This window comes from Lactiplantibacillus sp. 30.2.29, assembly GCF_018991255.1.
Classification (GTDB): domain Bacteria; phylum Bacillota; class Bacilli; order Lactobacillales; family Lactobacillaceae; genus Lactiplantibacillus; species Lactiplantibacillus pentosus.
This window is the reverse complement of sequence record NZ_JAGYGU010000040.1, coordinates 1-16997: the sequence shown is the minus strand read 5'-3', so window position 1 is coordinate 16997 and position 16997 is coordinate 1. Positions and strand designations below refer to the sequence as shown.

General features: G+C 36.8%; 18 protein-coding genes and 4 pseudogenes. 14 read left to right on the top strand and 8 right to left on the bottom strand.

The window, feature by feature from the left end:
• Nucleotides 1-249: 249 nt before the first annotated feature.
• Nucleotides 250-405: pseudogene (locus tag KGF65_RS17150) on the top strand (recombinase family protein); the annotation flags it as partial.
• 162 nt (nucleotides 406-567) lie between these two features.
• Here KGF65_RS17150 and KGF65_RS15225 read toward each other — a convergent pair.
• Nucleotides 568-3096: a PRD domain-containing protein gene (locus tag KGF65_RS15225; RefSeq protein WP_103152847.1), complete on the bottom strand. Its 2529-nt coding sequence runs from the start codon at nucleotides 3094-3096 to the stop codon at nucleotides 568-570.
• A 233-nt stretch (nucleotides 3097-3329) separates the two neighbouring features.
• On the opposite strand from KGF65_RS15225, the gene KGF65_RS15220 reads away from it, so the two are divergent.
• Genes KGF65_RS15220 through KGF65_RS15200 form a run of 5 tightly spaced genes read left to right on the top strand, consistent with a single transcriptional unit; the run spans nucleotide 3330 to nucleotide 6370 of the window.
• Nucleotides 3330-3764 carry a PTS sugar transporter subunit IIA gene (locus KGF65_RS15220; protein WP_022638614.1) on the top strand — a complete coding sequence of 145 codons (435 nt, stop codon included), beginning with the start codon at nucleotides 3330-3332 and terminating at the stop codon, nucleotides 3762-3764.
• A gap of 15 nt (nucleotides 3765-3779) precedes the next feature.
• Nucleotides 3780-4274, top strand: coding sequence for a PTS sugar transporter subunit IIB (locus KGF65_RS15215; RefSeq protein WP_022638613.1), 495 nt, complete (start codon nucleotides 3780-3782; stop codon nucleotides 4272-4274).
• Between the two features lie 33 nt (nucleotides 4275-4307).
• On the top strand, nucleotides 4308-5156 hold the full coding sequence (locus KGF65_RS15210; RefSeq protein WP_103152848.1) for a PTS sugar transporter subunit IIC: 849 nt from the start codon (nucleotides 4308-4310) through the stop codon (nucleotides 5154-5156).
• A gap of 2 nt (nucleotides 5157-5158) precedes the next feature.
• Nucleotides 5159-6004 (top strand): PTS system mannose/fructose/sorbose family transporter subunit IID, encoded by an 846-nt coding sequence (locus KGF65_RS15205; protein ID WP_216748690.1) that lies wholly within the window; start codon nucleotides 5159-5161, stop codon nucleotides 6002-6004.
• Nucleotides 6005-6040: 36 nt separating this feature from the next.
• A complete protein-coding gene (locus KGF65_RS15200; protein WP_216748691.1) occupies nucleotides 6041-6370 on the top strand; it encodes a DUF202 domain-containing protein in 330 nt (109 codons plus the stop codon).
• 735 nt (nucleotides 6371-7105) lie between these two features.
• Here KGF65_RS15200 and KGF65_RS15195 read toward each other — a convergent pair.
• Nucleotides 7106-7567, bottom strand: a pseudogene (locus tag KGF65_RS15195) (transposase).
• A gap of 816 nt (nucleotides 7568-8383) precedes the next feature.
• Here KGF65_RS15195 and KGF65_RS17450 point away from each other — a divergent pair.
• Complete coding sequence (locus KGF65_RS17450) at nucleotides 8384-8467, top strand: putative holin-like toxin (RefSeq protein ID WP_367114424.1); 84 nt, start codon at nucleotides 8384-8386, stop codon at nucleotides 8465-8467.
• 488 nt (nucleotides 8468-8955) lie between these two features.
• On the opposite strand, the gene KGF65_RS15190 is transcribed toward KGF65_RS17450, so the two are convergent.
• The 4 genes and pseudogenes from KGF65_RS15190 to KGF65_RS15175 all read right to left on the bottom strand — a co-directional run.
• Nucleotides 8956-9129: a hypothetical protein gene (locus tag KGF65_RS15190; protein WP_230963703.1), complete on the bottom strand. Its 174-nt coding sequence runs from the start codon at nucleotides 9127-9129 to the stop codon at nucleotides 8956-8958.
• Between the two features lie 101 nt (nucleotides 9130-9230).
• On the bottom strand, nucleotides 9231-9464 hold the full coding sequence (locus tag KGF65_RS15185) for a hypothetical protein (RefSeq protein WP_103152853.1): 234 nt from the start codon (nucleotides 9462-9464) through the stop codon (nucleotides 9231-9233).
• Nucleotides 9457-10245, bottom strand: a complete 789-nt coding sequence (locus KGF65_RS15180) for a ParA family protein (RefSeq protein ID WP_196500309.1) — start codon at nucleotides 10243-10245, stop codon at nucleotides 9457-9459. Before KGF65_RS15180 ends, KGF65_RS15185 begins: the two co-directional genes overlap by 8 nt.
• An 843-nt stretch (nucleotides 10246-11088) precedes the next feature.
• Nucleotides 11089-11439, bottom strand: a pseudogene (locus KGF65_RS15175) (IS30 family transposase); the annotation flags it as partial.
• Between KGF65_RS15175 and KGF65_RS15170 the strand changes: the two are divergent.
• The 3 genes and pseudogenes from KGF65_RS15170 to KGF65_RS17140 all read left to right on the top strand — a co-directional run.
• A pseudogene (locus tag KGF65_RS15170) lies at nucleotides 11439-11951 on the top strand (plasmid replication initiation protein); the annotation flags it as partial. The pseudogenes KGF65_RS15175 and KGF65_RS15170 overlap by 1 nt on opposite strands.
• A gap of 266 nt (nucleotides 11952-12217) precedes the next feature.
• The gene (locus KGF65_RS17145) at nucleotides 12218-12421 is read left to right on the top strand and encodes a hypothetical protein (protein ID WP_253954468.1); all 204 of its coding nucleotides are present in this window, start codon (nucleotides 12218-12220) and stop codon (nucleotides 12419-12421) included.
• 2 nt (nucleotides 12422-12423) lie between these two features.
• Nucleotides 12424-12750 carry a hypothetical protein gene (locus tag KGF65_RS17140; protein ID WP_253954467.1) on the top strand — a complete coding sequence of 109 codons (327 nt, stop codon included), beginning with the start codon at nucleotides 12424-12426 and terminating at the stop codon, nucleotides 12748-12750.
• Between the two features lie 154 nt (nucleotides 12751-12904).
• Here KGF65_RS17140 and KGF65_RS15160 read toward each other — a convergent pair whose 3' ends face one another.
• Both KGF65_RS15160 and KGF65_RS15155 read right to left on the bottom strand, forming a co-directional pair.
• Nucleotides 12905-13183: a hypothetical protein gene (locus KGF65_RS15160; protein WP_103152857.1), complete on the bottom strand. Its 279-nt coding sequence runs from the start codon at nucleotides 13181-13183 to the stop codon at nucleotides 12905-12907.
• A 19-nt stretch (nucleotides 13184-13202) separates the two neighbouring features.
• Complete coding sequence (locus KGF65_RS15155; RefSeq protein ID WP_103152855.1) at nucleotides 13203-13412, bottom strand: hypothetical protein; 210 nt, start codon at nucleotides 13410-13412, stop codon at nucleotides 13203-13205.
• A 271-nt stretch (nucleotides 13413-13683) separates the two neighbouring features.
• On the opposite strand from KGF65_RS15155, the gene mobQ reads away from it, so the two are divergent.
• The 4 genes from mobQ to KGF65_RS15135 all read left to right on the top strand — a co-directional run.
• A complete protein-coding gene (gene mobQ, locus KGF65_RS15150; protein WP_216788226.1) occupies nucleotides 13684-15747 on the top strand; it encodes a MobQ family relaxase in 2064 nt (687 codons plus the stop codon).
• 81 nt (nucleotides 15748-15828) lie between these two features.
• The gene (locus KGF65_RS15145) at nucleotides 15829-16140 is read left to right on the top strand and encodes a hypothetical protein (RefSeq protein ID WP_159271163.1); all 312 of its coding nucleotides are present in this window, start codon (nucleotides 15829-15831) and stop codon (nucleotides 16138-16140) included.
• Between the two features lie 38 nt (nucleotides 16141-16178).
• The gene (locus tag KGF65_RS15140) at nucleotides 16179-16793 is read left to right on the top strand and encodes a hypothetical protein (RefSeq protein ID WP_216748693.1); all 615 of its coding nucleotides are present in this window, start codon (nucleotides 16179-16181) and stop codon (nucleotides 16791-16793) included.
• 1 nt (nucleotide 16794) lies between these two features.
• Nucleotides 16795-16997: CagC family type IV secretion system protein (locus tag KGF65_RS15135; RefSeq protein ID WP_216748694.1), on the top strand; the 203-nt coding region annotated here is incomplete at its 3' end.

Below are 16997 nucleotides of genomic sequence, written 5' to 3'. Positions count from 1 at the left end.
AACGGGGATTGCCGCTTTATTAAACAGTTGTGATAGAAATTTATTTAGGGATTTTAGGCACTATTTATACCTGTTGTGCTATTGAGGTTAGTTGTGATAAGGATTAATTTGGTACTACCAAAGGCCTACTCAATTGTTAGTTGAGCAGGCCTTTGGTGGGTATTTTGATTAAGAGCTATTAACCCTATGTTAATTATAAGGCTTAGTTTCCAAATGGAACATACTATTATCTAAATTATGATTTGTTAAGGTAATGTTGTCATAGTTACTGAATTGAATCAATTGGGCAGAAACAAGAAAAGTTTAACTAAGACCATGAACACCATTCAAAATTAAGGAAACGTCATCTTAAATCTATCGCCAATGACGGGAATTGTTGATTCTTATTTATGCCAACTCGTGACCATGTTTTATCATTGGACGGTATGAATGATGTTGACAGAAACACTAGTATTAGAGGCCTCTTTATTATATATAGTAAAGGATACTAAACGAAATGGATTAAAGATAGTAGCAATATATCATAGTAGTCTCTCTGCTCCTTTTGGTAAAACGGTAGATTACGTCTTAACTTTTATTTTTTATAAAATCTTTGATCAATTGATAAATTAACTCAATTTCATAAGGTTGGATTTCAATATTGAATTTTTTTTCTATCGGTTTAAAGATTCCGTTAGACAATGTGAAAAAATCTCTTTCTTGGCTAGTCATGGCCATTTTTTTTATCAGATTATCAGAGCTTGTATGATTCATAATCATTCGTTCAATCATTAGCGAGAGATGCATATATAAATTGAGCTTTAATCTAGGATTAAATTTAACATCATAGAAATTCTCATAATGGGTAACAATGTCTTGACTATCTTCAATTACAATATTGGGATTCAAAATTTGTAACCGTCCACGAATACCCTCAATTGAAAGAAACTGTAGTAAGCGATCAATCAATAATTTGCAGGCTTCATAACTTTCACCAATTGATAACAATATTGATTGTAATTTTAAAGATGTGTTTTTATCAAAAATACTATAAACATTTATAATCTCAATATCTAAATCATGATTGATATCGGTTGTGGTTAAGATTAATTTTGTCTTTGAAAAAAATTGATGATCTTGGTTGATTAATAAATTGTGTAATTGCTTGTAATCTAGAGCAATTATTTCTAAGGATGATGACAGAGTTGTTTGAATAAGCTTTTTAAGTTCCTTGGATAAGCCGACTCCTGACATGCAAGAAACAATAATATTTTGTTTGTTCGATAATCCCTCATAGTATTGAGAATCAGTAGTAGCACCGTATTTCTGGCTTGCTTCTGCAATAGCAAGAAATGGTTCGTTGCGTTGAATCTGAAGACCAATATCAAGCGCCATTGCAGTTGTTATATTATTAACAACTAGAAGTTCTTGATCAGAAACTTTCTTAATTTCTTTAAACATTTGGTGTAGTGATCCCATATCAAATAGAACAATATTTCCTTTTGCAGAATCACCTTGCTCAGACAAATAATTACAGACATAAGTATTAATTTCTCCCAAGGAAATATCTATTGGCATATTAAAGGCTTCAAAAAAGTAATTACCACATAATGTATTCGCTATTTGTTGAATGCTAGAAGCAGTTTGTTCTCCATGTGCTAATAAAATAGCGTTATAATGCACAGATTCAATTTTATCTGTGCTTGATGCCATCAGGATGAAAAACGGAAGGTAATGATAACTATTTTTTACGTATTGAGGTTCAATTTTGGTCAATAATTTTTTAAATAAATAGTAGCTTCTCGGGTAATGATTTCTTAAAGCTTCTTGCAGTTTGGAGGATTGTTCATCATCTGGTAGGTTGATGCTACAAAGATTAGCATAGATGAAAGCTAAAGCAACCTGATTCCAAAAGTTACTATTTTGTGGGAAATTAATGCCATAGGGAGTAGTAATATACTTCTGGACAGCCTCTTGAAATGTCGGTGCTAAGCTGATCAATACCGGTTCATTAGTAATAACGCTGACTTGCTTAAGCACTTTAAGCACATAAAAATTTTGCTCTGTGATAGATTCACTATGGCCAAGTGAATCCGTGAGTTTTGCGAGTAAAGTGTGTGAGTTGGAATTAAGCTGTAGGATATTGTTGACTACCCTAGTTATGCTAGTTTGTAATAAATTCTGGTTAGGTATGATGGAGATAGCATGATTTACATCTAAACCAATAACTAACTGATTCATTTTTAAGGATCGGGCGTAGGCTGACGCTACCAGTAGTTTAATTGTATTTTGCAGGCCTCTGATGTTATCAGCTTGTCTAAGCTTGGCCAGCTTAATAAGTTCAGATGGTGAAATTAAAATCTTCTTGTTAATTTGATCGGCTTGTTGTTGTAGGAACATAATAATAAAAGCAACTTTCTCATGAAAAGGCCTGCTATCAAGGTCCAATAAGTCAATTCTCACCATAGCATTTTTTAAATATATGTTATCTTGAAGACTGAGGTTTGTATTAGTCGTTGAAAAAATATAACGAACGGTACTATCGGGTTGTTGCATAATATAAGTAAATAAACCGTGCTGATCTACAGGCTTAAATGTCTGTAGATTTTTAATACACACGTAACTATCTTCAGATTTGATTTTGTTAGACTGGGCAGAAATAGTTTTCAATTCTCTTTTCAGCACGTTTAACTGATTTCGATAATCTTCACAATCGATTAGTTTAAAAATAGCCTTTTCAGTCAAGATTTTACGTCTGATGGCTTCATTGTAAATGGCGTGAGCAAATAATAGTTTACCAGTGCCATGACTACCTGTAATAAGAACCGGTAAACCATGGCTAGGGTAGACAATGGCTTCTATAGCATTTTTAATATTGGATTTTAAACTGCCATATGAGCCTATTAAGTTATCAAAAGCATTCTTTTTATGTTTAATCTGCCAATATACTGGTCTGCTTCCAGATTTTTCCAATTGTCCTTGTTTTTCTAATTTTGATAGATAACTACTAGTCACACCACGTGTCAGCCCAATTGCATGAGCTGCTTGGTTCGTAGTAATACGACCGTTAGGAAACTGTTGTGCGATAACCGCATAAAGTTTTTCTATTGCATTCAAAATTTCCACCCCTTAAGCACTATTGTCTAAAATTAAGCACAATATTTTGATGACTTTTTATATCTATATGCCTAATATATACATTGTAAGCGCTAACTATTTTTTGGTCTAGTTCGAATTCGAAGCTGCTTATATTATTTAATGATAAAGAAGGTGCTATCCCTAATAAATGATGATAGGTATCATTTTTAGAAAATATATTCAAAAATTTCTTGAGTTAGGAGGAAAGTGAATTGAAGTATTTGTTACTCATTAGTCACGGTGATTTTTCTAATGGTTTAAAACAGACTTTAAGTATGTTCGCGGGTGATGCAACTAATACAGTCATATCCATTGGTTTAAAACCTGATGAAGCTATTGATACGTTAGATAAGCGAATTGATACTACTATGAAGCCAATACCAGAGAATTCTCAGTTTGTTATTTTGGCAGATATTATTGGTGGTAGTCCCCTTACCACAGTATGTAATGTTTTAAATAGACAAAAAAAATTCAATGATAGCATCATTATTGGGGGGATGAATTTCCCAATGGCATTAACCGCAATGATGTTTAAAGATTCTTTAGATAATATCGAATTGAAGAGTAAGCTTCTTTCAGAAGCAACTAAGGCCATTAGGCCCTTAGATATGAATGGAATATTGAAACCATCTGATGAAGACATTTAAGGAGGAAATATTAAAATGGCAATTTCTTTTGTTCGTATTGACGATCGTATGATTCATGGACTTATAACTGTCCGTTGGGGTAAAGAGTATCCGTGTGATGGAATTATTGCAGTAAACGATAAAGCAGCTAATAATGCTATTTTAGCTGAGGCTTATAAGGCTGCATCGGATAAAAAAACTTTTGTTTGGACCCTTGATCACTTTAACCAAGTCAGAGACAAAGTTTTGAGTTCGGAAACAAAATACTTTTTGATTACTAAAAACCCGCAAGATATGAAAACAATTTTGGTGGATATGAATTTTAAACCAGGTGATATTAAGACGATTATTGTTGGTCCAGGTAATGATCGGGAAGGTGCGATTAAATTAGGAGATAATCAATCCTTTACACAGTCTGAGGGTGATGCGTTTGAAGCTATTGAAAAGAATGGCTATAACGTGGAATTTGCTTTATTACCAGATCAACGATTAGGAGGTTGGAATAAATTTAAATCGAGATTCGGATATTAATCAATGATTGAGAAAGGATAGGAGGCTTTTAAAATGACAATTAGCTGGCTTCAAGCAGCCCTATTAGGTCTGTTTGCTTGTTTATGCTCGAATTCTTGTATGGCTGGTCAAGCAGTTGGGAATTACACGATTGGCCGCCCATTAGTTGGTGGGCTTGTTTGTGGTATTATTCTTGGAAATCTTCAACTTGGTATTGCTTGTGGTGTTGCAATGCAGTTGGTTTACATTGCGTTAGTGACACCCGGTGGGACAGTATCTGCTGATGTTCGTGCAATTTCTTATATTGGTATTCCATTGGCAATGGTCGCAATTGCTTCTCAAGGATTGAATCCGCTTGGCGGTAGTGCTGCTAACCTTGCAAAATCAGTTGGAACTTTGGTGGGTACAGTTGGAACAGTTTTGTATTACGCAGTCGCAACTATGAACTTGGTATGGCAATCTTTTGGTTGGAAAGATGTTCATAGTGGCAAGTTGGATAAACTGACGGCAGTTAATTTTGGCTGGCCATGGATTTCTCATGCGATTTTCTCTTTCTTACCAACCATGTTATTAACTTATTATGGTTCAACAGCGGTAACGGCATTACGAAATGCGCTGCCTATGGATGGGATAGCAATGAAGACACTATTCACAGTTGGTGGAATGTTACCATGTGTTGGGATTGCTATTTTACTTCGCCAAATCATTGGGCGGGCAGCAGATTTCATCCCATTTTTAGTAGGATTTACGCTTGCTGCTTCATTGAAACTTAATTTGGTATCAGTTACGGTTATTTCGCTATTATTTGCAGTTATTATGTATGAAGTTGAGATGGCAAAAACATCAGGATCTGAAGCTGTCGCTGATGGTCCAAGTAATAGCGACGATGAGGAGGATATTTGATCATGGATAAAATTAATAGTTATAATCAGCTTGATCAAAAGACATTGACAAAGTCATTTCATCGTTGGTTTTGGGGGGCACTAACATGCTTTTCTCAAGAACATATGCAAACATTTGGATATATGGCATCTATGTTGCCAATTCTCAGAAAATTATATCCCAAGCATGAAGATCAAGTTAAAGCCATCAAGGCGTATACTGCTTTCTTTAATACTAATCCAATGTTAGGGACAGTTATTGTTGGAATCACGGCTAGTATGGAGCAAGCACGCGCTGATGGTAAGGAAATCGATGGAGAAACGATTAACGATATGCGGGCAGGTTTAATGGGGCCAATTGCCGGTATCGGTGATTCCTTAATTGACGGTACTTTAATTCCTATTCTGTTGGGGATTTCATTAGGTATGTCAAGTGGTGGTTCACCATTAGGTGCAATATTCTATATTATTGCTTGGGTACTCATTGCTTATTTTGGACAACGATTTTTATATTTTCGGGGATATGAGTTTGGTGATCAAGCAGTTAGCTTTTTAGTTGGTAAACAAGGTGCAGCTGTTCGACATGCTATTGGAACCGTCGGAAGCATGGTTGTTGGTGGCGTTTTAGCCTCATGGGTAAGCGTTACGACTTCACTTAAATTAACTGGGGCTAATGGTAAGGTGTTCCTAAATCTTCAAGATAAATTAGATAGTATTTATCCAGGATTGTTAACGGTTGCTGTAACCTTCTTTTGTTGGTGGTTAATGACAAAAAAACATGTATCAGCAATCTGGACAATGTTAATTCTCGTAGTAATTGCGCTTGTTGGTGTATTAGTTGGTTTCTTTAATCCGGGACTATCATATTAAAATAAGTAAATGATGTTACCAGGGAGGAGGATAATGATGACAATTCAAGAAATGAAGACGGGTTATGAAGAAGAAGTTGCTTATCAGAAGCATATGCTTAAAAATTTAGGCTATTGGATTCAACTCGGAACAGTTACTAGCGGAATTGGTATTGTTATATCTTATTTATATCATCAAAATTTATGGTTATATATACTTGGTATCAGCTTGTTTATTTTGGGTGCTTTACTAACCATTACATTCAGTTATGTAGGCTGGAAAGGACAGCAAAATATTCGTGCAGTTGTTGACGATTATGACCAGAAGATCAAATATTTTCAGCATAAAGTTCGTCAGGAGACAAAGGTTGCACCTAAAGTAAAATAATACCTGCCAAGTTGTACTATTTCCTGTTAAGTTATCATTTGAAACAATATAAGCTTTTTTACTTGAATAGCCTCATTCCAGTAGAATGCTGGAATGAGGCTATTCTGACTAAGGAATTTAATTCTGCTTTAGGGGCTGAGCACCGCAAGTGTATGTATTTTGATTGGGGCTCTCCCAGTTTAAACCACTTAGTGAGACCAACTATATTATAATACAGCATGTTTGCAGCAATCACGTAGTCTTAAATCAAACGTTTGCTTTCGTTATTTACAAATTATAGGATCGATTATTTGTTGTTCTTACATAGCTTAAGAAAAGCAATCTTGCCACATACTGAGAGGCCAAAATAAATAGAAACTATAATCCAGAAGACTTACAAGCCATAAACGTTATTAGACCGCTTATCAACATGGCTAAGTAGTATATTAGCAACAACCATTTACGAAAAGTTATTTTGCTCCCGTTTAGAACCAAATCAGTTACATAATAAATAAGCATGATACTGAAATTAACTATTACCGTAACCGCATAGGCTTCCGTAACAGGATTAGGTATAGGTAAATATTTGTCATTGTCATGTAGAATAGTCGATATCAAATAATATACTGGGACTAACAACATCAGAACATTAATTGCTACTTTGTAAATGTGGTTCTTTATGTATAATCTCATATTTGTTGTTTCTCTTTTCTAATCTAAAAACCGATATTTATCAAATTCAGATAGATTGCAAATTTAATCCGAAGTTTTTGACAAATTGATCAGCATGACTTGGTAAGGTGTTTGCCAGTTAAGCACTTTAAACGGTCTTGGGTTAATTTGGAGTAACGTAGTTGTTAAATCTTGAGCACGGTAAGACTGTTCACAGGACTCTTAAAAGTTGTTAAAAACTTATTATAAATCGATTTAGTGGCTAGTTTTAGTTCATGAGCAATTACTTCTGGTGACCAGCTTAGCTGTAAATGTTTTAGAATGGTTTGCTTTAATTTAGCATTCAGTTTAGTCTTACGGCCACATCGTGCCCACTTATATTCAGCATCTGCTTGGGCCAATTTAGCCTGATAAGATTGACATCTGACAATTCATAGAAATGGTGGCTGGTGATCGATTTAACCGATCAGCTATTTGGCTATTGGGCAGACCTAGCTCACAAGAAGTTTCGATTTTAATTCGTTCCAAATAGGTTATACTAGACAAAAGATCAGTTCCTAAACATGGGTTTATGGTAAACCCCATTTTAAAGGAAGCTGGTCTTTTTTGTCCGAACAGCGTTCGGATTAATTTTACAATCTACCGTCTAATTTATACTTTTTAATTTAGGATTCCTGATAAGCGCCCTGTCTAACAAGTCTCTTCATCAGACTGTTAACCAACTAGTTATGCTAGGTAGTCTTGCTAGCAGGTCTCAGGTAGGCTGCGTCATCAGACTGTTTAAAAGGTCATATAGACCCCCTAAATTTAACAGTTGGTTAATCATCTTAATTGTCAACACGTTGCTCTCCCATCTTATTCAGCCTAGTGTGTTTAAACCCATCTAAGACGTCCTGTGAGCCGTTATGGTTTATTGTAGCATAATTATACTCAGTTAAAGCTAAAATACTTGTACGAGCCAGCCTGAACGTCACTTTCTAGCTAAAGCCGTCTAAAATTGGCTGATTGACTAGTTTGCCACCTCCTTCATGTATTAATATAAGTAAGTTTACTAAAATGTTTCAGCCTAACCATGTTTCCCCTGTTTCAGCCAGACTAGCAGGTTAATACAGCCTAGAATACATTTAAAGGTGCCTGAGACGCCCTGATAGCCACTTTAAGGTTACCCTAGCAAATTATCTGGCTAATTAAAAGCCCCCCTATTTAGTTGAGGGGAGTTTAGAAGGCCTGTGAATGGATATGGTCTAGTTGCGGGTGACCTAGTTATGTGGTTTAATTTAAATATCGAAAGTTTTAGGGCGGTGGTGTCAATCCTGAGAGGATGATGCCTATGATTTATGAGACTTCGAAAGGTACATTGAAATGTCTGTATTTGAGGCACTAATGCTAATGATTGCTTTTGCAACCTTGGTATTAGAAGTGGACCATAAAAATAATCATAAATAAAAAGCGCCGCCCCATCTAAACTTTGGTCAGTTTGTGGGCGACACTTCTTATATGATTTAGTTGTCTGTTACTTACCACTGCTTTAAGGCTTTCGTGATAAGGGGGTTCAGTGTTAGAGCACTGGGCCCTTTTCTTATTGAATAAAGTATACCATCCTACTTTTACAATGTAAACTCTGTTTAATCAGATCTGAGCAAATTGGTATCTGCAAGCATTTAATTGTAACTTTTGAGATTGCTTTAAAACAACAAGCTAACAGCCCACATAACTATCCAGCTAGTCAACATAATTCCGCCGAATGTGCCCCAATTTAGGAATATGCTGAACACAAATAACCAAAAGGCTAGTTTACGCAACCCTTTTAAATCCTCATAGCTAAAGGCTGATTTACCACTAGCTTTACGGGCATTAGACCTGTCAACATGCTGACTGTGATGGTAAATTTTAAAGCCTGCCGCAATTTTAACTAAATCTCTGAACATTCTACCTTATCTCTTTTCTTTATCATCCTCACTGTTTAGGAACTCTTCCAACCACTGCTTTTTAAGTTCTAGGCTGTTTATCTCATGCTGAATAGCAATCTTATCAGGCTTCTTAGGGTCTGACTTATCAGCAAACTCTTTTAAATAGTAGTGTTTAACCATTGCTTCTGAATAACTCATTTTAATTTCTCCTATCTTTATACACCTATAGTATAACGATTCAATCTAAATTGTGTTTTTAGCTAGCTATTTATAATTAATAATAAGTAATTTATTTTTAATTATTTATTATTATCTCTGAACTCGTCTGAATTGATAGCATATTTTAGCATTGAGTCAATGACATCAACGATCTTAGCGTCCTTATGATAGGCTATATCTTTGACCATCTTATACGTGCTCTCACGTACTTGTACTGGTCTAGTGACCTCTTTCTTTTGTTTAAATGGGCTCTCATTGTCTCCTAGTTGTTGGTTAGCTTGTTGTGCTAGCTTGTTCAAAAAGTCGTCAGCCATTTTCTATCTCCTCGATCCTGTGTAATTCTTCTTTTAATACCATCGTATACATGCTGATGGCCTTCTTATCCCAATAGTCTTCATCTTTAATACCAGCGTTTGAGAACAGCTTTACACGTTCCTGCTGCCATATCCGATTTATGAATACTGCATCGCCAAATGACTCAGTGGCTGCCTTGGTAATCTCACGATCAACTTTAGCATCTCGTTTAACTAGGTACAGTATGACACCTGACACATCAAAAGTTGCATGATAGTCGTTTTTAAGCTGATACATATACTGCGCTGTCTTTAAAACGGACGTATAAGCTTGTTTCTGTGTCTGCAATACTAGCGATACATAGTCACTAGCTAAAATAGCATTGTTAGTAAAAATGGAAAGTGTCGGTGGGACATCAATAATAATGTACTCAAATTGTGATTTAAATTGTTCAATCAAAGTTTTGAGAATTAGCATACGATCATGATTCCTAATTTTCTCAACTTTACCCGGCCACAAACTTAGTGACCAATCAGCTGGTATCATTGAAACATTGTCAGTTAGTTCAATGATCGAATGAGTTAGGTCTAGTTTTAAAAGTCCATTAAATAAGTCCACATTTGGTTCAGTTTTGTTATTATAGGTCGTTCTCATAATCTCAGTGGCGTTAGCTTGCGGGTCTAAGTCAATTAAAAGTACCTTGTGACCTAGCTCGCCTAGCAGATATGTGTCCATCACACTGAGGGTAGTCTTACCTACACCACCCTTAAAATTGAAGTGTAACAAGGTTTTACAAGTCATTCTATCGCCTCCATTGAGTACAGTATAGCACAAATAATTAATAATTAAAAATAAGTAATTTAAAATAAATAATTTATTATTTATAATTTTTCTCCAGATTTGACGTATAGCTACCTATGCGTTACAATATCCTTGTAGTAAAAAAGGCCTAGCGTTTCTGCCAGACCTAAAATAACTGAATATACAAAAGAAGTCCCGCGACCTTCTACCTTCGCGGGAACAAAAAAGCCATAGTTAACTTATGTGTTAATTGTACGGTCTAGGCTCTCAAATTGCAAGTCTTGACATTCAATTGCTTCTTCTGGATCACAGGGGAGCCAATCCCTGTTGGTGAGCTAGCAATAGATCACCCGAGCAAACTAGCCTTAGCTTGATGAAAAATGTTAGCGCGGTACTGAGAGACCCGTCAAGTTTAGACAGCCGGTTAGTGTAGCTGATGATAAAAAGTAGACAGGTCAAGTGAGAGCCACTGCAATAAATCCCACTAGGCTACTAGCTATTCTCATATCTAGATAGTAGCTGAACGTTAATCTCACGGACGAGATGGGTGGTAAAGCAGTACATAGTACAGGGCTGTATCGCAAGGCTGGTTATCCAAACAAATTAAAATATATGATGACCAGCGCCTGTTAAGGGTGCTTTTTTAATGGGTTTAAATGGCAAGGCTGTTTAACAAGTGGTACGGTAACGGTATGAGTGTTAGAGCGATGCGATATACGGCGACGAGCTATAACAGCAGTTTTCTTTCATTTTCCAATTTATGGGGAAAACTGTATCACTTCTGCTCAACCAGCTCTAAGCTGTGACAGTTCAAGACCAAAGTCAAGTAAATAAACCAAATGGACCGCGTTCAGCCGGGACATAATCATGATAGTAATAGACCTGAATACCGTATTGTGGTTCAAATGAAACCAGGCCGCTAAATTCAGTGTTGTGATCCACGGTAAGACTGTTCACCGGGCCCTTAAAAGTTGTTAAAAATTTAGTCAGTGCTTCATTGACAGTAGTTGCTGTCCGTTCTTTTAACCGATAGGCTCAAAGAGAACGTGATTTGCAATTGAGGAAAGTTAATAAAACTGCTTTACTATGTCCACGGGAGCCAATCACCGTATCCATTTCAAAATCACCGATGCGCTTACGTTGATTAATTACGCTTGGTCGTTGTTCAATTGACTGACCTAATGATTGATTATACTAGTAATTTAGATACTAATAGATATAATATAGATACTCAAAAGTTGGACGTTTCCACAGCCCAATTCTCACCAGCAGAACTAGAAAAGCAAAACAAGGATTTGGTGAACCATGCTAATGATTTCTTAACTGATGATGATAGTGGTTTACCCGTTTTCTTAGAACCCGAAGCCGTGCAGTTACTTAGTTTCTGGTGCCGCACCCCGCAACAAATGCGCCGGTTTATTGGTATCATTCTGAATGCTAAATATCGAGTTGAAAAGGATCATCAGGACATTGGCGTCATAATCCCACTTGATGATGAGGAACTGAAGCCTTTAATGACTAAAGCCTTGAGACGCTACTTTAACGCCCTGAGAAGCAATGAGAAGCATATCAAGAACGTTGAAAACTACTTGTACGGCACCATGCAAAACCTATTTTGGGTTTGGCGGAATAAACAAGCGGCTAGAGAATATGCTGCTAAACACCCGGAGGAGCAGAACGCTGACAATGAGCGCACTTGGAGTTAAACACCATATAAGTTTGTTTAAGACGTTTTAAGCGAACGGAAACATTCTTATATTAGATTATATTTAAAATGGGTCTAAAGCCGTTTTAGGAGCCCAATATTAGGGTCTATTAGCTATCCATAGGAAAGATGGTGCGACCACATGGAAATTAAATACGATAACTGCTCAGTACAGCTTTAGTAGGAGTCTGTTCTGTACTGAGCATATTTTCAACAGACAAAGCTGTACTTTTGTTTCGACTTACTCGTTATTGAAAGGCAGTTAAAATGAACAAAGAAAAATTAAATTTATGGCATCAGAAAGAACAATATGGCATTACAGGCTGGGATTTTTCATATCTTGATGGTCGTTGGCAAAGTGAACTTCTTCCCTGGAATTATTGGAAACTGGTTTTAAGCTATTTAAAATCAGATATGCAGCTATTGGATATGGGAACCGGCGGTGGTGAGCTGTTAAAAATGATTCTCTGAATATGATCACTAATAGTCATGCTGCCTTCAACCCAAAATTAATCAAAGATAAGTTAAAAACTGGCGGTTATTTTATTAGTCAACAGGTTGGAGCTTTGAACAATTATTCATTGTCACACTTTTTCGATTCAGATTATGTTCCGGCATATCCAGATAATACCTTGTTGAAAACAGTCGCAGATTTTCAAAATTTGGGTTTTGAAATTTTGTTAGCTAAAGAAGCTCAACCCAGTATGACTTTTTTCGATATTGGGGCCATTATTTATTACGTTTCAATTATTCCTTGGGAGTTTCCCGATTTCAGTGTTGATCACAGCTTACTCAACTAGATCAATTAATTCAAAATGACGGTTCAGTTACTACTAAAGAGGATCGCTTCATTTTAGTTACCCGAAAAATGTAATCTATTTTGATTGAATTTGAGATGCTTTATCAAACTAAAAATGAACCGAAAAAATGATTCAGAAAATAAAAACGATCGGCCTAGTTATTAGGTTGATCGTTTTTGAGTTTATTCGGTTTATGGGCATTAACGTAATCGGCAAATATCTTTAAAAGCTCTTCGGTTTGTTCGACCGAGAGGTTATCAGCTTGAAAGTATTTTTCGAGCAAAGCACCCTTTTGGATTAATCGGCGAGAACGGGCTTTGCGGGCTTGCCGATTTTCATAGTATTTAGATTGCCGTAATTTAAAATCTTCCCGCTCAATTCTTTGCTTTAAACGTGCTTGTTGCTGAACTAGTTTTTCATATTGATTAGGCATAGTCATTACCACCTAACTATTATTGGTTATTTTGATCTTGATTTAAAAAGGCGGCAATTTTTTTAGCAATCATTTTAATTTGTGGAGTGGTCAGTGTTGCATAATCTAAATTTGCTTGACTAATAATTTGTTTACCTAATCGTTGTTCAATCTTATTTTTTTCGTCCTTGATTTTTTGGTTAAGGGCTTTTAATTTGGATTCTTGTTTTTCTAAGTTACTTTGCGACATGATTATCCCTCCAATCATATTTGAAAATAATCATGGATACTATATCATAAGGAAAACGTTAAGTCAAAGTATTAAATTTGAAATAGCGAAGCGGAAGGCATACACTAAGTTAAAGTTAAGATAATCAGAAGACCGAGTGAAACGAGGTCAATGCGCACTTACACCCCACCAAATTCTTGTGGGGTTAATCGTGATAAAATCCTGTATTAGAAGTCTCCGATGGCGACAACAAAGTCAAAACCCATAGAATCAAAGGAAGGCGGTGACTGACATGGCAATCTTTCATATGAGTTTTAGTAATATTAGTGCTGGTAAAGGACGCAGTGCCATTGCCAGTGCCGCTTATCGAAGTGGTGAAAAATTATTTGATGATAAGGAAGGTCGCCACTATTTCTATGCCCGATCTGTCATGCCAGAGAGTTTTATTTTAACGCCTAAAAATGCGCCAGCATGGGCGAGTGATAGAGAACAATTATGGAATGAGGTCGAAAGAAAAGATCGGCGAGCAAATTCACGGTACGCGAAAGAATTTAATGTAGCTTTACCAGTTGAACTAATCGAAGATGAACAGAAAGAATTATTGACAAAATATGTTCAAGAAAATTTTGTTTATGAGGGCATGGTAGCTGATGTGGCAATTCATCGCGACCATCCAGACAATCCGCATGCTCATGTGATGTTAACTAACCGGCCGTTTAATTCAGATGGAACATGGGGAATTAAGAGCAAAAAGCAATATATTTTAGATGAGAATGGCAATAAAACATATACCGGAACTAGCAAGTACCCTAAGAGTAGAAAGATACTGATGGTCGATTGGGATAAGAAAGAAAAAATAATTGAATGGCGTCATAATTGGGCAGTTAGTGTCAATCAGGCTTTAGAGCAAAAAAATATTCCCGAGCGGATTAGTGAAAAATCATTTGTGGAACAGGGAATAGCTGACACACCAATGCAACACGAGGGAATCAATAGCAAACGGCATGAAAGAAAGGCATTTAATCAACAAGTTAAGAACTATCGTAAGTCCAAAGCTGGCTATAAAAATATGCAGGAGAAAGTAGTTAATCGAGGCCACTTGGATAGCCTAAGTAAACACTTCTCGTTTAACGAGAAAAAAGTGGTCAAAGAGTTAAGCCACGAACTGAAAACTTATATTAGTTTGGAAAGTTTAGATGATAAGCGGCGCATGCTATTTAATTGGAAGAACAGTACCTTAATTAAACATGCAGTTGGTGAAAATGTGACTAAAGAATTATTGACAATTAACCAACAAGAAAGCTCATTAAAAAAGGCAGATGAACTCTTAAATAAAGTGGTCGATCGTACTACGAAAAAACTTTATCCAGAGCTTAATTTTGAACAGACCACACAAGCTGAAAGACGAGAATTAATTAAGGAAACCGAAAGCGAGCAAACAGTTTTCAAAGGCAGTGAATTAAACGAACGTTTAATGAATATCCGTGATGATTTATTGGCCCAGCAATTATTGACCTTTACCAAGCGGCCATACGTTGGTTTTAAGTTATTAATGCAACAAGAAAAAGAGGCCAAAATCGATCTGAAATATACGCTAATGATCCACTCCGATAGCTTAGAAAGCCTAGAACACGTCGATAAAGGACTACTAGAAAAGTATTCACCAGCAGAACAGCAAACGATTACTCGAGCAGTCAAAGATTTGCGAACAATAATGGCAGTTAAACAAGTCATTCAAACGCAATACCATGAAGTATTGAAAAGGGCCTTTCCCAAAGGCGATTTAGATGGATTGCCATTGATTAAACAGGAACAGGCTTATACAGCCGTGATATACTATGATCCAACTTTAAAGCCATTAAAAGTCGAAACAATGGGACAATGGCAATCAAATCCACCACAGGTTTTCAGTACCCAAGAACATCAATTAGGGTTAGCTTATTTGTCGGGACAGCTTAGCTTAGATCAGTTAGAAAATCATCACTTACAACGGGTTTTAAAGCATGATGGCACTAAACAACTCTTTTTTGGCGAATGCAAAGTCGATCCAACGATTAAGAACAGTCAAATCGAGAAAATCCAAAAGCAGTTAAGAGAGCAACAAGATAAGGACGATCAGTATAGAAAAGTAAATATTGGACATTATCAACCGCTAAATTACAAGCCAGTTAGTCCAAGCTACTACTTAAAGACGGCCTTTAGTAACGCAATCATGACCGCCCTATATGCCCGTGATGAAGATTACCAACGGCAAAAACAGGCGCAAGGTTTAAAGGAGACTGAGTGGGAAATGACGAAAAAGCACCGGCAACACCAAACTCGAAACCGGCATGAAGATGGGGGGATGCACTTGTAATCAAAATGTAAAATTAAATGGTATCAATGCACCTATTTATGTGCTAAACTAAAAATAAAATAAAGAAAGGAGAATCCGCATGTGGCAAACAAACAAAAATGGCATAGTCTAGCACAAGCAAGTCGTGAATTAGGACATGGGCGCAACTATGTTAGTGCTTGGTTGAGCAGACATAGAGAAGAATTCCCAGAAGAATTAATGCTTGGTTCTGGGAAAAGCAAGTTAATATCTGATGAAGGCATAGAGTGGATTAAGAAGCACATAAAAAAAGAGGGCGTCCTCGTCAGCAGTAGAGTTGCTAACGGGGATCAGCACCTAGAACCGCAACTTCTAGGTGTCACCCTCCTAACAATCCATTTTACCGGGCGGGCTGGGGGAAAGCTAGTTGTTTAATATTTCTAGCCCAGCAAACCACATAAGGAGGTGACTCAATGAAAGTAGAAAGCTGGCAAGGCATTAATGGCAAGCTAGTTCATGATGATCAAAAGGCGATTGTGGTTGATAATGACCAAGCATTAACCGATCAAAAACAGCTACAAGCAATTTTAGATCAAGACGGCCAGCCAATCGACGAAGTTCGCCGAGCCATGATTAAGAAGACGGTTAAACGTCAGCTAAAAACGCCGCCATTAAAACTTAGGGGCTGGTTTAATCGCCATCAAGACAGTCAAAATGCTAAAAAGGCCGAAAAATTGGTGAGTGACAAACCGACCCATCAATATAAGCAGATCAGAAATGAAATGACCTTTTTTGGTGAGAGTTTCCTGGAAGGTTTCTTAGGCTTCTATGACTTAGAAGTTGATAACGCCTTAGGCCGTTATGAACATAACTTGCATGTCCTAGAGACCCAAGAGTTAGGCCAGTCAGAAAAAGAGTATTACTTAGCCACGAGTGAAAATGGCCACGTCAGATTAGCCACCGATCCATTACCACGCCAGCAAATTGCCGAGGAACAATTGAACAAGTTCTATCAGCGTGAGCCAGAAGAAACGCAGGCAGAACAAATTCAATTACGAACATCAGAAGACGATAGGAAGGAGGAATAACATGTCAAAATACAGAAAAATGAAAGCGCTAGCAACTACTGGAGCTACTGCGATTTATTTGGGCTTGATGAACGCCCAGGTTGTTTTGGCGGCGGACGGTGGCGAAGTTAAAAGCAAGCTAACCAGCGCTGGTAAGACGATTCAAGGCATTTTAACTGGGTTGGTCGTTTTAGTCGGGATTTGTGTCGCGCTATTTATTATTAT